This is a genomic window from Enterobacter cloacae complex sp. FDA-CDC-AR_0132 (genome assembly GCF_003010695.1).
Lineage (GTDB): Bacteria > Pseudomonadota > Gammaproteobacteria > Enterobacterales > Enterobacteriaceae > Enterobacter > Enterobacter ludwigii.
In genome coordinates, this window is the sequence record NZ_CP027618.1 from 1,456,396 (window position 1) to 1,474,637 (window position 18,242).

Genomic DNA, 18,242 nt, shown 5'->3' on the forward strand with positions numbered 1-18,242 from the left:
CCTGCTGATAAACACGACGAAATGTCGTCTGGAGGAGACACGAAAGCCGCCAAATTATTATATCTTTTACTTTCAGTGTGTTATGTGTCGCTGAATCGCGACAAGGAAGCCAGTGTTGTCGTGGAATCACTACAGAGGGGGAAAGGCGCAGAAAACAAAAAACCCCGCCGAAGCGGGGTTCAAAATTGGTCGGCGAGAGAGGATTCGAACCTCCGACCCACTGGTCCCAAACCAGTTGCGCTACCAAGCTGCGCTACTCGCCGATGTACTGCTTTTTGAATTTTTAGTTCAATTCATTAAAAAGTCGTGGTGCGAGGGGGGGGACTTGAACCCCCACGTCCGTAAGAACACTAACACCTGAAGCTAGCGCGTCTACCAATTCCGCCACCTTCGCAATTCACAACTCTTTCAATAATGGGGTGGCTAATGGGATTCGAACCCACGACAACTGGAATCACAATCCAGGGCTCTACCAACTGAGCTATAGCCACCACTGTATTCTTTCACGCGGTACTGACTACTTCTCAGACCACCGCAGCTCTAGCGCCGGGACTAAAATGGCGCGCCCGACAGGATTCGAACCTGAGACCTCTGCCTCCGGAGGGCAGCGCTCTATCCAGCTGAGCTACGGGCGCTTAGCGCCGTTGCGGGGCTGGATATTACGTACCTCCGACCCCGCTGTCTAGTGCTTTTTTGAAAAAAATGCGCGTTTGGTTATGGTTTGCACATTTTGCCGCTTATTCCTCCACTTTCTGCGAGGTAGCGCGGCGGCCCAGACCAAAAAGCTTATACGCCGCGGTCACCGCCGCCAGGAAGATCATCCCGACAAACAGCGACATGCGCGTATCTTCATTAAAGTACATTCCGATTAATACGCAAACCAGGAACGCCATCGTCAAATAGTTGGCGTACGGGAACAGAATGGAACGGAACGGATGGCTGGCGATGGCCTTTTTATGTGCCTGGCGGAAACGCAGCTGGCTAATCAGGATAACAAACCAGGGCACCATGCCTGGCAGCACGCTGGCGCTGTAGACATAAACGAACACGCGCTGCGGATTCGGGATGATGTAGTTCAGGCAAGAGCCAATCAGCAGGATCACAATCGACACCGCCACACCCGCAACCGGTACGCCCGCACGCGAAACTTTCGCCATTGCCGCTGGCAGCTGATTGTTTCTGGACAGCGCGTAGAGCATACGTCCGCAACTGTACATCCCGCTGTTGCAGCCTGACAACGCCGCCGTCAGAACCACAAAGTTAATGATGCCTGCTGCTGCCGTGATGCCAATCTTCGCGAAGGTCAAGACAAACGGGCTACCGGTCGTGCCAATTTCATTCCACGGGAAGATGGTTACGATAACGAAGATCGCCCCCACATAGAAAATCAGGATACGCCACAGCACCTTGCCTACGGCGCTGCGCAGCGTAACCTGCGGGTTTTTCGCTTCACCCGCGGTAATACCGATAAGCTCGACCCCCTGATAAGAGGCCACAACGATACACAGTGCCGTCAGGAAGCCCTTCCAGCCGCCCGCAAAGAAGCCGCCGTTTTCGGTCAGGTTACCAAAGCCAATGGCGTGCCCGCCGTTGCCAAAGCCGAAGAAGATAACGCCCAGCCCGACCACAATCATCACGATGATGGTGGTGACTTTGATCATCGCAAACCAGAATTCGATTTCACCATAAAGACGAACGGCAGCAAGGTTTGCCAGTGCCACCAGCCCCACGGCAATCAGCGCCGGTATCCACTGGACCATGTCCGGGAACCAGAACTGCACGTAGACCCCTATCGCCGTGATTTCAGAGATGCCGACCGCCATCCACATAAACCAGTATGACCAGGCCGTCAGGTAGCCAAAGAACGGGCTCATATATCGGTGCGCGTAAACGGCGAAGGAACCCGTGACGGGCTCCATGAAGAGCATTTCGCCCATCGAACGCATGATGAAGAAAACGAACAATCCCGCAATGATATAAGCCAGCAAGACCGAAGGTCCTGCCCATTTGAGCGTGCTTGCGGAGCCCATAAACAGGCCCACGCCGATAGTGCCGCCCAGCGCTATCAGTTCAATATGACGAGCCTCCAGCCCACGCTGTAGCTCCGGTTTTTTCTCTGCCATAGATCCTCGATTGTGTTTGCTGTTTCCCGACTTAAGGCCGGGTATTGTTTTTTAGGGGTACTAAAATACGGGGCGAATGGTTTCTTAAAATGCGGCAAATGGCAAACGATGCATAAAAAAAATGAATGCATTGCACAGATTCGCAGCAGTTTTGCAGGGGAGTTGCAGCGCGAACAGCATATCGCGCTACATTTTGATTACATTTTCCCGGTGTAGTGCCAGGTAAGGTAGCGAAGCAGACGGATCTGTCGTGTAATCCGCGTCGGCTGAGATAGCAGGCGATACAGCCACTCCAGCCCCAGGTTTTGCCAGACTTTGGGCGCGCGCTTAACGTGGCCGGTAAAGACGTCATACGTTCCGCCGACGCCCATATAAAGGGCATCCGGACACACCTGACGGCAGTCACGCATCAGGATCTCCTGGCGTGGGGAGCCCATCGCCACGGTGATGATTTTCGCGCCACTGTCGCGAACGCGTTCAAACAGCGCCTGCCGGGCCTCTGGTTTGAAGTAGCCATCCTGGCTGCCCACGATGTTAACATTCCATTGACTGCGCAATTTCGCTTCGGTCTGCGCCAGCACCTCCGGCTTACCGCCAATCAGGAATACCGGCGTGCCTTCCGCCCCTGCGCGTGCCATCAGTTGCTCCCAGAGATCGGCCCCTGCCACGCGAGATACATTAGCGCCAGGATACTTTTTGCGGATTGAACGCACCACGCTGATACCGTCGGCATATTTAAATTCAGCCGCTTCTATCAGGCTTCTCACTTCGGCGTTGTCTTCCACCGCCAGCATCTTTTCCGCATTGATGGCGACCAGCGTACCGGATTTCATCTGACCACCAGCGAACAGAAAATCCAGCGCGTGTTGCATATCGCGCCAGCCAATAAGCTGCAGACCGCGCAGCGTATAGCGCGGTGCAGAAGTTTTATCCGTCATGACTTTCCCTACTCACACTTGCGACAGCGTTGTGCTGCCCTGCGGCTCGCGCTTATGCACAAGCCCTGCACTGTCAAACAGCCAGTACAACAGTTTGGCCAGTAACAGGCAGATGCCAAAAACGACCATGAAGAAAACCACGCGCGACACGAATGAATCCAGCCCTTCACGCGCCAGAACGATCATATTGAAAATGGCACCAAAGCAGAAACTGTGCAAAATAGCCGCCTTATAGCGGTTTGTTTCTTCGTTGCCGCGCACGTAGAGCCAGTCAAACCACTTGATGATCAGCCCCACCACCACCGCCCCCGGCAGGATAAACCAGCTTCCCCCCATCACCACCAGCGAGCCAATCAACGTAGGTGAGATCGCAAGGCCTGAGTGGTTGTTCAGCACTTCCCAGGTAAAATAGTTTGCCGTGTTGAGTACGACGCCGGGGCGGTCTGGCCACAGCCAGGTTGGGATAAAGACATAAAAGTCGCGCACAATAGGCGCAAGGCCCTGGAAATCGATTTTGTCGTAGTTTTGCAGCAACAACGCCAGGTTTTCCCACGGCGAGAAGGTGTCGCGCGTGAGATAGAGGAACGTGTAAAACGCCTCGTCACCGGCTACGTTGAGCCCGTAGCGCTTCAGGGCAAGCCAGAACATACCAACAATGCCAAACACCCCAGCAGCCACCAGCATCCATAAAGAGATCCACCCGCGGATGATGCCGATAAACAGGAAGATTGCGAAAGCGATGATGATATTTGCACGCGTCCCTCCCACAATCATGTAGGTCAGGAAACCGAAGGCGACGGTACTCACCAGGAAAAACAGCCAGGCTTTGCTGTCCTGACGCAGGAAAAAGATCACCAGCATCGCCGGAATGAAGAAGTAGAAGAAGCGCTTAAGCGCCACGCCCGACACTTCGGCAGAAAAAATCTGGCTGTAGGACTGGAGCTTGAACAGCAGAAAACCATTGTGCATGAAGAAGATACCCACGCTTACCAGCGCGATCGTCATCAGCATCACCCACGTCAGGTGCGTCTCCACCCGGTTCATGGTGAAGAGCGCCCGGCGCGGCGCGGTGGATTGCGCTGAACGCAGGCGCGTTTTATAGGTGGCGTAGTAGACGGCGTAGAAGCAGGTCGCTGCCAGGATCGCCTGGAGCAGGATCTCGGGCGGGGCAACGCTCACGTCAAACCGGAAGACCAGAATGCTGGTAAGCGGGAATCCGAAAAAGAAGGTCAGAAGAAACAGTAACGAGAAGAAGACGTTAAAGTTAAAACGCACCCGGCGAAACTCGAACCAGGTAAGCGTGGCGATGAATAAAGTGCTCAGAAGCCAAACGATCAGTAAGCCGCTGAATTGCAACTGGCTCATGCTTTGTCTCCTGCAGCGATACGCAGCGCGCGGTGCCACGGCGTGAGGTAGTTCGGGCTAAAGAAGTCGATGGCACTTTTGTCCACCAGCGCCAGTTGTCTCTGCGCTTCGCGGACCACCTCTTCGTTAAGCACATCGGAAGTAAACAGCACCGGCAGATGCTGCTCCGCCATGTCCTGCCAGAATGGGTTTTCGCGATTGAGTACGCAGGGCACACCCGCCTGAATCAGCAGACACAGCGTGCCAATTCCTTGCTGACGCGCAAAGATGAAATAGCCCAGATCGCACCGACGCAGCAGCGCAAGATACTCATCAAATTCCAGCTTATCGTGGAGAATGTGCACATTCCCGGCGCTAAATAACGCGAGTGCCTGCTGGCGGACCTCATCGATATAGGCATCGTTATTGGCCGGATACCCCATCGGCACAATCACGTTCACGGTGTCGCCAAACTGCTGATGTACCGCCCTGAGCGCGGCAAGATGTTCATTGCTGCGATCGCCTGAATTACCCACCAGAATCGTCAGTTTACCCTCGCGCGGCGTATCATTCGCCATGTTGTTCAGCGCCGGGTTCATTCGGGTCGGGAAATAGAGTAGCTCACCGCGTACGTCAGGGTGGCGTTTAGCAAAATAATTGAGATCGCCACGGGTCGCGAAAACGCATCCCACACGCCCCTGCGCCATGCGCCGCAACGGGTAGAAAAGACGGAATTTCCAGCCGCTGGAGACTTCGTAAAGATCGGCTCCCCAGATATGCCAGCTGCACTGCGAAGGTTTGATCCCCCCGCTCAGGAGCGCCAGCCACAGGCCGGTATTAAACTGCCCATGGAAAAAGAAACGTTGCTCACGATCCGCTTTGGCTTTGGCAACAACCGCCTTCGCCAGCGCAGCCTTGTCCGGCCAGAAAGAGAGAGTCAGCGCCGGACACGCCACGCTCAGGCCATTATCCTGACCGGCAACCATAAACTCACGAGCGTCGGGATCCCCCGATGCCAGTTCATCATTGAAGAACCGTAACACGGTCTGGTTATGGTGTGGGATATCCGATCCCAGTATGTGAATCAGTGCAGTCATGCGCGTTTACGCCAAAGTAAAAATACGCCGCAACAGGCAGCGAAATAAACGATATAGGTTGCCATATAGGCCTGAGCCGCCCCCAGCGCACCGTGTGACGGGATCAACCAGTGTGAGAATGCGGTCAGTAATGCAAACTGGCTGATTTCCGCCAGGATATACAACCGTAGCGAGGCTTTCGCAATCACCAGATAACCAAAAACGTAAGCCCCCACTTTCAGTACGTCGCCCACCAGTTGCCAGGCAAACAGATCGCGCATGGCGGTAAACTTCGCGGAGAAGAGCAGCCAGATGGCGACATCGCGCAATAGCCATACGGTTAAACTGGCTGCCGCAACGGCGGGAAGGACAAACCGCAGTGAGCGGGAAATTTCGCGCGTGATATCCTGCCTGGAGGTCAGGCGCGATAAGGTTGGCAGCAAATAGACGCTAAAGGAAGCCGTTATAAATTGGAGGTAGGCATCGGAAATACTGCTCACCCCTTGCCAAATCCCAACTTCGTCCCAGCTGTAATGCGCCGCCAGCAGGTTTCGCATCATCACGTAGGCGACAGGGAGCGTGACGGAGGTGATGAGCGCCATCAGGGTAAATTTTCCCAGCTGGCTTGCCAGCACCTTATCCCATTGAGGTTTCAGGTAACTCAACGGAATGGTGCCCCGACGCATTAGCATGAACACCGCCGGAACGACCACTAATGCCGGTACCAGCGCCAGCCCCAGCAACGCGCCTTCATAGCCGCCCAGCCGATAGCAAAAATAGTAGGCAATCACGCCGATGACGCTGCCGAGGATTAACGCCAGTGCGTTCCCGGCCGCATCACGAAAGCCTTTCATCAGCGCCAGCAGCAGGTTAGCCCAGGCAATACCCAGCTGAACCAGCGCGACCAGACGAACCAGCCCCTGATAATGGTTGTGACCAAATAACCCCTGGCTTATGGGTGCCGCTGCCAGCAGGAAAATAACCGCCATCAGGGTCGAAAAGCCGGTGACCATCGCCGAGGATGTACCGACAACACGGCGAAGCTGGGCCGCATCATCATGGTACTGCGCAACGTATTTCGTGACGCCGTTGAAAATCCCTGCGCCAGCCAGTACCCCAAGGACGGTCACAAGCTGACGGAAATTGCCTGCCAGCCCGACGCCTGAAGGGCCGAATGAGACGGCCAGCAGCTTGACGACCAGTAGCCCGGCGCCAATTTTGACAAGTGTGGACGCGGCGGTCCACACCGATGCTTTTGCCAGAGACATATCAGCCGAAATAACTCAGAAGGGTGTTAATCACCGTACGCTGGTTAACAGGCGCGAGGTTGTAGAACAGTGGCAAACGAAGCAAACGCTCACTTTCTTTCGTGGTGTAGCGATCTTCACCCGCGAATACCCCAAATGCCTCTCCTGCCGGGCTGGAATGCAGCGGGATATAGTGGAACACCGCCAGAATTTCGGCTTCTTTTAGCCAGGCAATCAACTTGCTGCGATCGTCGTTATCGCGCAGTTTGATATAGAACATATGGGCATTATGGACGCAATCAGCCGGAAGGGTCGGCAGCTCTATTCGCCCGGCTTGGGCCAGCGGTTGCAGCGCGTCGTAATAAGTTTGCCACAGGGACAAGCGCTGAAGATTAATGCGGTCCGCTGCCTCCAGCTGCGCCCACAGGTATGCCGCCTGCAGATCGGCCATCAGATAGCTTGAGCCAATATCGCGCCAGGTATATTTGTCTACCTGCCCCCGGAAGAACTGGCTGCGGTTGGTGCCTTTTTCACGGATCACTTCCGCGCGCTCGACCAGCGCACGGTCGTTAATCAGCGTCGCACCACCTTCGCCACCGGCGGTATAGTTTTTGGTTTCGTGGAAGCTAAAGCAGCCGATATGGCCGATCGTTCCCAGCGCTCGCCCTTTATAGGTCGACATCACGCCCTGAGCGGCATCTTCAACCACGAACAGGTCATGTTTTTTGGCGATCGCCATGATGGTGTCCATCTCACACGCCACACCCGCGTAGTGAACCGGTACAATCGCGCGCGTTTTGTCCGTGATTGCCGCTTCAATCAGCGTCTCATCGATGTTCATGGTATCCGGGCGAATATCCACAAAGACGATTTTCGCACCACGCAGGACAAAGGCATTCGCTGTAGAGACGAAGGTGTAGCTCGGCATGATCACTTCATCGCCCGGCTGGATATCCAGCAACAACGCCGCCATTTCCAGCGATGCGGTACAGGACGGGGTCAGCAGGACTTTAGCGCTGTGAAACCGCTGCTCCATCCACTGCTGGCAGCGACGGGTAAAACCACCGTCACCACAGAGTTTGCCGCTGCCCATAGCAGACTGCATATAGTCGAGTTCGGTGCCCACGACGGGTGGTGCGTTAAATGGAATCATCTTGTCACCTGTATAACCAGTAAGCGGTGGCGTCGATGTTGGCACCACTCGCGATATAACGTTTAAGCGCGGCGGTGTTGCCCATCTGGGTTGCCACCCGCAGAGTCAAAAGCTGTTGCTGCTGCGCCCAGTGAAGCGCCGCCTGCATGAGTTTTTCGCCCATGCCGCGCCCGGCTAATAAACCAATACGCCCCTCATTCGCGTTGAGCTTACGAAGCGAGACAAATCCCTCAATCTGGCCGTCTGCAGTGCGAAACACCAGGCACACATGGTCAAAGGTGCCTTTTACCGCGTTCTCTATCCACTGGGCGTAGAAACGCCCGCTGTCGTCCGGTGCATACCACGGTGCGCGAAAACGGCTCCGGGCAAACGCCTGCGCCGCCATCTGACGCAGCGCGGGGATATCCTGCTCCGTTGCCACTTCCGCACCGGGCGAATCATGGCAGACGAGCGTAATGGACAGATCAACCTCGCCTTCAACCAGCTGAAAACCTTGTTGCTGGAGCGCATCGAGCAGGTCGGCACGGTCTGCGGGGATCCTGGCCTGTACCCGCGGCCAGGCGGTGAAGTCGGCCTCAGTCAGAACCGGCGCATCGTCGCGCAGGCGTACGATGGCTGATGGCAGACCAAAAAAGGCACTCTCCCACTCAAGGGACTCGAGAACCCCCTTCAGGTGGCTCAACGCCAGACACCTTTCGTATCAACCACATACTGTTGGCGTACGGCATCACCGGACGTCGCTTTAAATTCTTTATGATCCACCAGCAGCACCAGCACATCCGCCGTCGCCAGCGCCTCATCCAGCGCGGTCAACGTACAGTGGCCCGCCAGTTTTGCCGGCAGTTCATGAATATTGGGTTCAACCACCAGCGTTTCGCCGGTGTGCCAGCCAGCGATCATCTCTGCAATCTCCATCGCCGGGCTTTCGCGTAAGTCGTCAATATTCGGTTTGAATGCCAGACCAAAGCAGGCAATTTTCAGCTCACTGGCGCGTTTGCCGCTCTCAGCCAGACAGTCCGCTACGGTGGCTTTCACCTGACTGAGCACCCAGTGTGGCTTGCTGTCATTCACTTCACGCGCGGTGCGGATCAGGCGGGCCTGCGCCGGGTTTTGCGCCACAATAAACCACGGGTCGACAGCGATACAGTGACCGCCCACGCCCGGGCCAGGCTGGAGGATATTCACGCGCGGATGGCGATTCGCCAGGCGAATCAACTCCCAGACGTTAATCCCCTGATCGGCGCAAATCAGCGACAGTTCATTCGCAAAGGCGATATTCACGTCCCGGAAACTGTTTTCCGTGAGCTTGCACATTTCGGCGGTGCGGGAGTTGGTCACCACACATTCGCCTTCAAGGAAAATCTTGTAAAGCGCGCTGGCGCGTGCAGAACAGGCTGGCGTCATGCCGCCGATCACGCGATCGTTTTTAATCAGCTCTACCATCACCTGACCTGGCAGCACGCGCTCAGGACAGTAAGCAATATTGATATCAGCCTGCTCGCCCGCCTGCTGCGGGAAGCGTAAGTCAGGTCGGGCTTGCGCCAGCCACTGCGCCATCTGTTCGGTAGCACCGACGGGCGAAGTGGACTCCAGGATCACCAGAGCTCCTTTTTTCAGGACCGGTGCAATCGATTTTGCCGCCGCTTCGACGTAAGCCATGTCGGGTTCATGGTCACCTTTAAAGGGGGTTGGCACCGCAATCAGATATGCATCCGCCTCGACCGGCGTCGTGCTGGCACGCAGGAATCCGCCATCAACCGCCTCTTTCACCACGCGGTCGAGATCGGGCTCCACGATATGAATTTCGCCACGGTTAATGGTTTCCACCGCACGCGCGTTGATATCCACGCCCACAACCTGTTTTTGACGGGAGGCAAACGCTGCCGCTGTGGGCAAGCCAATGTAGCCAAGACCAATGACAGAGATGGTAGTAAAACTCATAGCGATACCCGATTGTGTTTAAGTGCATGCAAAATACGGCCACAAGCCTGCCCATCACCATACGGGTTATGGGCCCGGCTCATCGCCTGATACTCTTCGTCGTCGTGCAGCAGGCGCGTCACCTCTTCGACGATCAGCTGTGCATTGGTGCCGACCAGACGTACCGTGCCCGCTTTCACCGCTTCCGGGCGTTCGGTCGTTTCACGCATGACCAGCACAGGCTTGCCGAGAGACGGTGCCTCTTCCTGAATACCACCGGAATCGGTCAGGATCAGCCAGGCGTGGTTCATCAACCAGACAAACGGCAAGTAGTCCTGCGGTTCAATCAGCAGGACGTTTTCTATATGCCCAAGGATACGGTTGACCGGCTCGCTGACGTTAGGATTAAGGTGTACCGGGTAGACAATCTGCACATTTTGATTCTGCGCGGCGATTTCCGCCAGGGCATGGCAGATTTGCTCAAAGCCGCGTCCAAAGCTCTCGCGACGGTGGCCGGTGACCAGAATGGTTTTTTTGCCATTGTCCAGGAAGGGGTAGCGTGCGGCGAGTTCTTTCTGAAGATCGTTGTTTGACAGCACGCGGTCACGAACCCAAATCAGGGCATCAATCACCGTATTCCCGGTGACAAAGATTTTGTTGTCGGCAATATTTTCACGCAGCAGGTTCTGTCGTGAATTTTCGGTGGGCGCAAAATGGTACATCGCCAGATGGCCGGTGAGTGTGCGGTTGGCCTCTTCGGGCCACGGCGAATAAAGGTTGCCGGTACGCAGACCCGCCTCAACGTGGCCGACAGGAATTCGCTGGTAAAACGCAGCCAGGCTGGTTGCCACCGTGGTGGTGGTATCGCCATGCACCAGAACCACGTCAGGTTTGAAGGACTCCAGAATCGGCTTGAGCTCTTGCAGAATACGGCAGGTTATCTCCGTTAACCCCTGCCCCGGCTTCATAATATTGAGATCGTAATCCGGGACGATAGAAAAGAGAGTTAAGACCTGATCGAGCATCTCACGGTGTTGGGCAGTAACACACACCTTCGCTTCAATATCAGGATCACTGGCCAGCGCATGAACCAGAGGCGCCATCTTTATGGCCTCCGGCCTGGTGCCAAATACGGTAAGTACTTTCACATCGATTCTCTTCGATTAGACGATGAAGGCCGCAGCCTTCATCGTAGACGGCGTTTTAGTTAGTGCGACGACGCGTTAACGCCACGCCAGCGCCAGTCAGTGCACCCACAATCCCCCACATGATCATCAGGAATGCGCGGCGCGGACTATCGCGTTTTACAGGCTCTTCAGGCGTTCGCAAATAACGATAGGTCTGAAAAAGCGGATCCATTGTTGGACCGACATTCAGGGTGTTCAGCATCGCGCGGTTTTGATCGTAGTCGAGGTCAAAATCAGGGCCAACGGCCTGGAGGTTTTCCAGTCGAGCCTGCAGCATTGGGCGCCCGAGAAGGAACATTTCGGAATCCGGCAGTTCATCTGCCGGCACGTCCGTCTCAGTGCGGGAAATATTGTGCTGTTCGGCAATTTTCAGCGCCTGCTCAATATTGTGTACACGGCGGGCGAAGATGGCTTTAGCCACCTCTTCCTGACGTTTAACCTGCGCTTTCATCTGGATAGTACGGGCAGCCCAGGCACCTTTCAGCTCTTCATTCAGGTGGCTTGCCGCACGCTGGCTGGCGAAGGCAACATACTGCCGCAACAGGTTATTGGCATCCGGCGCGGTTTCGGCAATCAGCTTGACGCTGTCGTTGACGTTACGCAGCGCATCTCCCGGCATAAACTGAATGTTGTTAATCATGTCATCCAGCAGCGCGGCATCGGCTTTACTGTTGCCCACCATTCGTTGCTTGTAATAATCCGTCTGGCTCCAGAAATCACGGCGCGTATCCCATGAAGCCAGCTGCATCACAAACTCTTTATAGGCCTCATCCATGACGGAAGTCTGGTCTGGAGTGCCCAGACTGGCTTTGATATCCAGATTACGCAGGAACTGCTGCTGGGAATAGAACCCCCCGAGCATGTTAACCGTTGGTTTATCTGTGATTGCCGTAGCGCTCCACTCTTGTTTTGCAAAGAAAGTGTATGCGAGCGCGAGGAGCGCGAATCCTAATGCGATGCCTATTATCCAAAGCTTGCCTGCCCATAGAACGCGAAACAAGCCACGGATATCCAGCTCATTCTCGGTCATCTCTGATTTTGCTCCCGCCAACGGTTGAGTCATCACAGTCCCATTTTATTTAGTTAAAGTTGGATTGTTGTCACTATCTCGACGCATCCTGCGTTTTATACGCTTAATGAAACGCGCTACTTTCCAGGCGCGTTTAATACAATAGCCGTAAAGGGAAAATGCTAGCAAGAACAGTACCAACATTACCCATTCGGGAATAAAGTGGGCATATTCCGCTGCAACTCCAATTGCGGCCAGAATAGCAGCCGCCAGCGTAATCAGAACAAAGGCCTGTCGGGAAGTGAAACCCGCTCGCATAATGAGATGATGGATATGCTGGCGGTCGGCCGAAAAAGGACTCATCCCTTTGCGCAGTCGACGATACATAATCGCCACCATATCCATAAGTGGAATAGCAATAACCCACAGTGCAGTCACCGGGCTAATGGGGTGTGTTTTACCTTGGGTGGTTTCGAGCAAGATCCAAATGATGGTAAAGCCTATAAACGTGCTACCCGCATCGCCCATAAAGACTTTATAGCGACGACCCAAAACGCCTAGATTCAAAAGGATGTATGGAAGAATGGCGGCGATCATGGCAAAACACCACATCGCGAGGCTGTATTGACCATCAAACCATAAAATGATCCCAATAGCTGCAAACGAAACACACGATAAGCCACCTAGCAGACCATCAATTCCATCTACCATATTAAACGCGTTTATCGCGACCCATACGGCAAAGAGGGTCAGGAAGTAACCAAATGGCCCAAGAACCATCTCCCACGAACCAAAAATGTACCCCAGGCTACTTAGATGAAGTTTTGCCACGGCCATCATAGCAATGCCGACTGCAGCCTGAACGAAAGCGCGAATTTTTACGCTTATATCATAGCGATCATCAAGTGCCCCAACGAAAACCAGTACCGTGGCGCAGATCAGATACAGTCTGGCATGGGGAATGTAGTAGTCGGCGATAGCGAAAGTAAAACAGATGCCTGCAAAGACGGAGATGCCACCCACCAGTGGGATCATACCCTGATGGCGCTTACGGAAGTTGGGTTTATCCACTAAGCCCAGATATTTTGCTACCTTGCGTGCAAGAAACAAAAAGCAAGTGGTAAACAAAAAAATACTGGTTAGTTCAGTAAACGTATCGAGTAGGTTCACAATGGATGTTCTCAACAAATGTCAGGCAACGAAGTATAACCATGTTGGCGCCAAGCCAGAAGGCATAAAGCATACCTCTTACAACCCCATTTGTTTATTATTCAGGCTATTAATATTTTTAACTGTGCGAATTATCTTATTGTCGCACTGACTGGTCTGAAATGGGAGTCTGCATTAATAGCGTATAAGCCATAAAAGAAAAACGCCACGTAAAAACGTGGCGCTTGCTGGCTTTATTTGCGTTACGAGCGTTTCATCATATCGAAGAAATCGTCGTTAGTTTTGGTCATCGCCAGTTTGTTAATGAGGAACTCCATTGCGTCGATTTCACCCATTGGATGGATGATTTTGCGCAGGATCCACATTTTCTGCAGCTCTTCCTGGGTGGTGAGCAACTCTTCTTTACGGGTACCGGAACGGTTGTAGTCGATAGCCGGGAAGACGCGTTTCTCAGCAATTTTACGAGAGAGGTGCAGTTCCATGTTACCTGTACCTTTAAACTCTTCGTAAATAACTTCGTCCATTTTGGAACCCGTATCGATCAGCGCCGTAGCGATGATGGTCAGGCTGCCGCCCTCTTCCACGTTACGTGCCGCACCGAAGAAGCGTTTTGGACGATGCAGGGCGTTAGCGTCCACCCCCCCCGTCAGCACTTTACCGGAAGCCGGAACGACGGTGTTGTAGGCACGCGCCAGACGGGTGATGGAGTCGAGCAGGATGATCACGTCTTTCTTGTGTTCAACCAGGCGTTTCGCCTTCTCGATAACCATTTCCGCAACCTGAACGTGGCGAGATGCGGGTTCGTCAAAGGTGGAAGCAACCACTTCACCTTTAACCAGACGCTGCATCTCGGTCACTTCTTCCGGACGTTCGTCAATCAGCAGTACCATCAGTACGCAGTCTGGGTGGTTATAAGCGATGCTCTGCGCGATATTCTGCAGCAGCATGGTTTTACCCGCTTTTGGCGGTGCGACGATCAGACCACGCTGGCCACGACCGATAGGCGATGCCAGATCCAGGACGCGAGCGGTTAAATCTTCAGTTGAGCCGTTACCACGCTCCATGCGCAGGCGAGAGTTCGCGTGCAGCGGCGTTAAGTTCTCAAACAGGATCTTATTACGGGAGTTTTCCGGTTTGTCGAAGTTAACTTCATTCACTTTCAACAGCGCAAAGTAGCGTTCACCCTCTTTTGGAGGACGAATCTTACCTGAAATGGTGTCACCAGTGCGGAGGTTGAAACGGCGGATTTGGCTAGGGGATACGTAGATGTCGTCAGGGCCGGCGAGGTAGGAGCTGTCTGCAGAGCGGAGGAAACCAAATCCGTCTTGCAATATCTCCAGCACACCGTCGCCAAAGATATCTTCGCCACTCTTAGCGTGCTGCTTCAGGATGGCGAAAATGATGTCCTGCTTGCGCATACGAGCCTGGTTTTCCAGCCCCATATTTTCGCCGAGAGTGATCAGCTCAGAAACCGGCGTATTCTTTAATTCGGTAAGATTCATAATGGTGTGGGTTCTTAAACTCGGGGTGATACTCGAACTTAATGTTGTGAATGGTATGGCAGGGTCATCCATGCCTGTTTAGCGGCCATCAACTCATGTCTGTTCGCTGTCTGGTCACAGGGAAAAAACGCAGAACTGAAACGACAAGACGGATTGAGTGACAAGCCCGGAATTTAGCAACTTCACGCACTGTTTGTGTCAACAACGGGAAGTATCGGGTAAAACAAGATTCAAACAACAAGATATGTTTAAAACGAAGTCATAGCTAACTTAGCACGACTTCAGCCGGGCGTCCAGAGTTCCACATAATTTAGGCGCTCTGGACGCGCAGCAAAGAAACCTTACGCCAGGTTAGCGTCGAGGAACTCTTTCAGTTGACCTTTGGACAGTGCGCCCACTTTGGTCGCTGCCACTTCGCCGTTTTTGAACAGCAGCAGGGTCGGAATGCCACGGATACCGTATTTTGGTGCGGTGCCCGGGTTCTGGTCGATGTTCAGCTTGGCAACGGTCAGTTTGCCCTGATATTCGTCAGCGATCTCATCCAGAATCGGGGCGATCATTTTGCAAGGACCACACCATTCAGCCCAGAAATCGACGAGTGTCAGCCCGTCAGCCTTAAGTACGTCCGTGTCAAAACTGTCGTCAGTCAGGTGAATAATTTTATCGCTCATATATAACTCCACAGGAATAAGCCTGGTGCGTTGGTTTCGCCCTCATCAACGACGTGTTGATGTCGCATTAACCAACTAAAGGTTGACTTTATTTCACCGGATACGCTTTCGTAAAGCAATAGTAAGCTGATATTCTACCACACTATGAGCAAAACACATTTAACAGAACAGAAGTTTTCCGACTTCGCCCTGCACCCAAAAGTGATCGAAGCCCTTGAAAATAAAGGGTTTCATAACTGCACGCCCATTCAGGCTCTCGCCCTGCCGCTGACGCTGGCGGGACGTGACGTAGCAGGGCAGGCGCAAACCGGTACTGGCAAAACGATGGCGTTTTTAACGTCAACGTTTCATTATTTACTTTCTCATCCAGCGATTGCAGACCGCAAAGTTAACCAGCCGCGCGCGCTAATTATGGCCCCGACGCGAGAACTGGCGGTACAGATCCACGCAGACGCTGAACCCCTGATGCAGGCTACGGGCCTGAAAATCGGCCTGGCTTATGGCGGCGATGGTTACGATAAGCAGCTGAAAGTGCTGGAAAGCGGTGTGGATATCCTGATCGGTACCACCGGCCGTCTTATCGACTACGCAAAACAGAACCACATTAACCTTGGTGCCATCCAGGTTGTGGTGCTGGATGAAGCTGATCGTATGTACGATCTGGGCTTCATTAAAGATATCCGCTGGCTGTTCCGCCGCATGCCACCCGCGAATCAGCGCCTCAACATGCTGTTCTCTGCGACCCTGTCGTATCGCGTACGCGAACTGGCATTCGAGCAGATGAACAACGCCGAATATGTGGAAGTGGAACCCGAGCAGAAAACCGGCCACCGTATCAAAGAAGAACTCTTCTATCCTTCCAATGAAGAGAAAATGCGTCTGCTGCAAACGCTGATCGAAGAAGAATGGCCAGACCGCGCCATTATCTTCGCGAACACCAAGCACCGCTGTGAAGATATCTGGGGCCATCTGGCTGCAGACGGTCACCGTGTTGGCCTGCTGACGGGCGATGTTGCGCAGAAAAAACGCCTGCGTATTCTTGAAGAATTCACCCGTGGCGATCTCGATATTCTGGTCGCCACCGACGTCGCAGCGCGCGGCCTGCACATTCCAGCCGTTACGCACGTCTTTAACTATGACCTGCCGGATGACTGTGAAGACTATGTACACCGTATCGGTCGTACCGGTCGTGCGGGTGCAAGCGGCCACTCTATCAGCCTCGCGTGTGAAGAGTATGCGCTGAACCTGCCGGCGATTGAGACGTACATCGGCCATTCTATTCCGGTGAGTAAGTACAACCCGGATGCGCTATTAAGCGAACTGCCGCCGGCTAAGCGCCTTACCCGCGCCCGCTCCGGCAATGGCCCGCGTCGATCTGGCGCGCCGCGTAATCGTCGTCGCTCAGGTTAAAAAATTATGCTCAGCTCCACCTCGCTTTATGCGGCAATTGATCTCGGTTCGAATAGTTTTCATATGCTGGTTGTGCGCGAGGTGGCGGGAAGCATACAAACGCTGACGCGCATTAAGCGCAAGGTCCGCCTCGCGGCGGGCCTGAGCAGCGATAATCACCTCTCTCCTGAAGCCATGGAACGTGGCTGGCAGTGCCTGCGACTCTTTGCAGAGCGTCTGCAGGATATCCCGCATTCCCAAATCACCGTCGTCGCCACTGCAACACTCCGCCTGGCGGTTAACGCCGTGGATTTTATTGCCAAAGCGCAGGAAATTCTCGGTTGTCCGGTGCAGGTTATCAGCGGTGAAGAAGAAGCGCGCCTGATTTATCAGGGCGTTGCGCACACCACGGGAGGCGACGATCGTCGTCTGGTTGTGGATATCGGGGGCGCCAGTACCGAACTCGTGACCGGCACCGGTGCGCAGGCAACGTCGCTATTCAGCCTGTCGATGGGTTGCGTAACCTGGCTTGAGCGCTACTTTACTGACCGCAATCTGGGTCAGGAGAACTTCGACGAGGCGGAAACTGCCGCACGCGAGGTGTTACGCCCGGTGATGGACGAACTGCGCTACCACGGCTGGAAAGTCTGCGTGGGGGCCTCCGGTACCGTGCAGGCATTGCAGGAAATTATGATGGCGCAGGGCATGGATGAGCGAATCACGCTTGCCAAGCTTCAGCAGCTTAAACAGCGGGCCATTCAGTGCGGGCGTCTGGAAGAGCTGGAAATTGAAGGCCTGACGCTTGAACGCGCGCTGGTATTCCCGAGCGGGCTCGCGATCCTGATCGCCATTTTCACCGAGCTGAACATCAAATGTATGACGCTGGCGGGTGGCGCGCTGCGTGAAGGTCTGGTCTACGGGATGTTGCACCTGTCGGTCGATCAGGACATTCGCAGCCGTACCCTGCGAAACGTGCAGCGTCGTTTCCTGGTTGATATCGATCAGGCAGGCCGCGTGGCACAGCTGGCGTCACGCTTCGCCGATCATGTGGCTAACGCCTGGGATCTGGACCCTTTGAGTCGTGATCTGCTGCTAAGTGCCTGTGCACTGCATGAAATCGGGCTGAGCATTGATTTCAAACAGGCCCCGGCTCATGCCGCTTATCTGGTGCGTAACCTCGATTTACCCGGCTATACCCCTGCGCAGAAAAAGTTGCTGGCAACGCTGCTGCTGAACCAGACCAATGCCGTTGACCTCTCCTCTTTGCATCAGCAAAACGCCGTACCGCCGCGCGTGGCCGAGCATATGTGCCGCCTGCTGCGTCTGGCTATTTTGTTTGCCAGCCGCCGCCGCGATGATTTGCTGCCGGCACTCAATCTGGTGGCGGATGACGAGAAACTTTCGCTGACGTTGCCGGAAAACTGGCTGGATAATCATCCGCTTGGGGCGGAGATGGTCGAGCAGGAGTGTCAGTGGCAGAGCTACGTACACTGGGTGCTTGAGGTGAAATAAC

General features: G+C 54.3%; 15 protein-coding genes and 4 tRNA genes. 2 read left to right on the forward strand and 17 right to left on the reverse strand.

All coding sequences use genetic code 11. The annotated features are described in order from the left end of the window. Positions 1–186 precede the first annotated feature (186 nt). The 17 genes from AM379_RS07130 to trxA all read right to left on the reverse strand — a co-directional run bounded on the left by AM379_RS07130 (position 187) and on the right by trxA (position 15,340). Positions 187–263 (reverse strand) — tRNA-Pro (locus tag AM379_RS07130). A gap of 44 nt (positions 264–307) precedes the next feature. Continuing rightward, positions 308–394, reverse strand: a tRNA-Leu gene (locus AM379_RS07135). 21 nt (positions 395–415) lie between these two features. After that, a tRNA-His gene (locus tag AM379_RS07140) sits at positions 416–491 on the reverse strand. 67 nt (positions 492–558) lie between these two features. Further along, a tRNA-Arg gene (locus tag AM379_RS07145) sits at positions 559–635 on the reverse strand. 102 nt (positions 636–737) lie between these two features. Beyond that, positions 738–2,123, reverse strand: a complete 1,386-nt coding sequence (gene thrP, locus AM379_RS07150; RefSeq protein ID WP_014172144.1) for a bifunctional threonine/serine APC transporter ThrP — start codon at positions 2,121–2,123, stop codon at positions 738–740. Between the two features lie 197 nt (positions 2,124–2,320). Next, complete coding sequence (gene wecG / locus AM379_RS07155) at positions 2,321–3,061, reverse strand: lipopolysaccharide N-acetylmannosaminouronosyltransferase (RefSeq protein ID WP_020882887.1); 741 nt, start codon at positions 3,059–3,061, stop codon at positions 2,321–2,323. 12 nt (positions 3,062–3,073) lie between these two features. Beyond that, the gene (gene wzyE / locus AM379_RS07160) at positions 3,074–4,426 is read right to left on the reverse strand and encodes an ECA oligosaccharide polymerase (RefSeq protein WP_020882888.1); all 1,353 of its coding nucleotides are present in this window, start codon (positions 4,424–4,426) and stop codon (positions 3,074–3,076) included. Beyond that, complete coding sequence (locus AM379_RS07165; RefSeq protein ID WP_047356049.1) at positions 4,423–5,502, reverse strand: TDP-N-acetylfucosamine:lipid II N-acetylfucosaminyltransferase; 1,080 nt, start codon at positions 5,500–5,502, stop codon at positions 4,423–4,425. Before AM379_RS07165 ends, wzyE begins: the two co-directional genes overlap by 4 nt. After that, positions 5,499–6,749: a lipid III flippase WzxE gene (wzxE, locus tag AM379_RS07170; RefSeq protein WP_106503567.1), complete on the reverse strand. Its 1,251-nt coding sequence runs from the start codon at positions 6,747–6,749 to the stop codon at positions 5,499–5,501. Before wzxE ends, AM379_RS07165 begins: the two co-directional genes overlap by 4 nt. Position 6,750: 1 nt before the next feature. Continuing rightward, the gene (gene rffA / locus AM379_RS07175) at positions 6,751–7,881 is read right to left on the reverse strand and encodes a dTDP-4-amino-4,6-dideoxygalactose transaminase (protein ID WP_020882890.1); all 1,131 of its coding nucleotides are present in this window, start codon (positions 7,879–7,881) and stop codon (positions 6,751–6,753) included. Between the two features lie 4 nt (positions 7,882–7,885). Beyond that, complete coding sequence (rffC, locus tag AM379_RS07180) at positions 7,886–8,563, reverse strand: dTDP-4-amino-4,6-dideoxy-D-galactose acyltransferase (protein ID WP_106503568.1); 678 nt, start codon at positions 8,561–8,563, stop codon at positions 7,886–7,888. After that, complete coding sequence (wecC, locus tag AM379_RS07185) at positions 8,560–9,822, reverse strand: UDP-N-acetyl-D-mannosamine dehydrogenase (protein ID WP_106503569.1); 1,263 nt, start codon at positions 9,820–9,822, stop codon at positions 8,560–8,562. The genes rffC and wecC overlap by 4 nt, the downstream gene beginning before the upstream one ends. Beyond that, positions 9,819–10,949, reverse strand: a complete 1,131-nt coding sequence (wecB, locus tag AM379_RS07190; RefSeq protein WP_040019196.1) for a non-hydrolyzing UDP-N-acetylglucosamine 2-epimerase — start codon at positions 10,947–10,949, stop codon at positions 9,819–9,821. Before wecB ends, wecC begins: the two co-directional genes overlap by 4 nt. A gap of 55 nt (positions 10,950–11,004) precedes the next feature. Then, positions 11,005–12,051 (reverse strand): ECA polysaccharide chain length modulation protein, encoded by a 1,047-nt coding sequence (gene wzzE, locus AM379_RS07195; protein WP_106503570.1) that lies wholly within the window; start codon positions 12,049–12,051, stop codon positions 11,005–11,007. 12 nt (positions 12,052–12,063) lie between these two features. Continuing rightward, the gene (gene wecA / locus AM379_RS07200) at positions 12,064–13,167 is read right to left on the reverse strand and encodes a UDP-N-acetylglucosamine--undecaprenyl-phosphate N-acetylglucosaminephosphotransferase (RefSeq protein WP_032679228.1); all 1,104 of its coding nucleotides are present in this window, start codon (positions 13,165–13,167) and stop codon (positions 12,064–12,066) included. A gap of 242 nt (positions 13,168–13,409) precedes the next feature. Continuing rightward, the gene (rho, locus tag AM379_RS07205; protein WP_008501566.1) at positions 13,410–14,669 is read right to left on the reverse strand and encodes a transcription termination factor Rho; all 1,260 of its coding nucleotides are present in this window, start codon (positions 14,667–14,669) and stop codon (positions 13,410–13,412) included. Positions 14,670–15,010: 341 nt separating this feature from the next. Then, entirely contained in the window at positions 15,011–15,340 is a 330-nt protein-coding gene (gene trxA, locus AM379_RS07210) for a thioredoxin TrxA (RefSeq protein WP_004386384.1), read from the reverse strand. A gap of 144 nt (positions 15,341–15,484) precedes the next feature. On the opposite strand from trxA, the gene rhlB reads away from it, so the two are divergent. Both rhlB and gppA read left to right on the forward strand, forming a co-directional pair. After that, entirely contained in the window at positions 15,485–16,750 is a 1,266-nt protein-coding gene (gene rhlB, locus AM379_RS07215; protein ID WP_014172158.1) for an ATP-dependent RNA helicase RhlB, read from the forward strand. 6 nt (positions 16,751–16,756) lie between these two features. Next, positions 16,757–18,241, forward strand: coding sequence for a guanosine-5'-triphosphate,3'-diphosphate diphosphatase (gene gppA, locus AM379_RS07220; protein WP_014172159.1), 1,485 nt, complete (start codon positions 16,757–16,759; stop codon positions 18,239–18,241). Position 18,242: the final 1 nt, after the last annotated feature.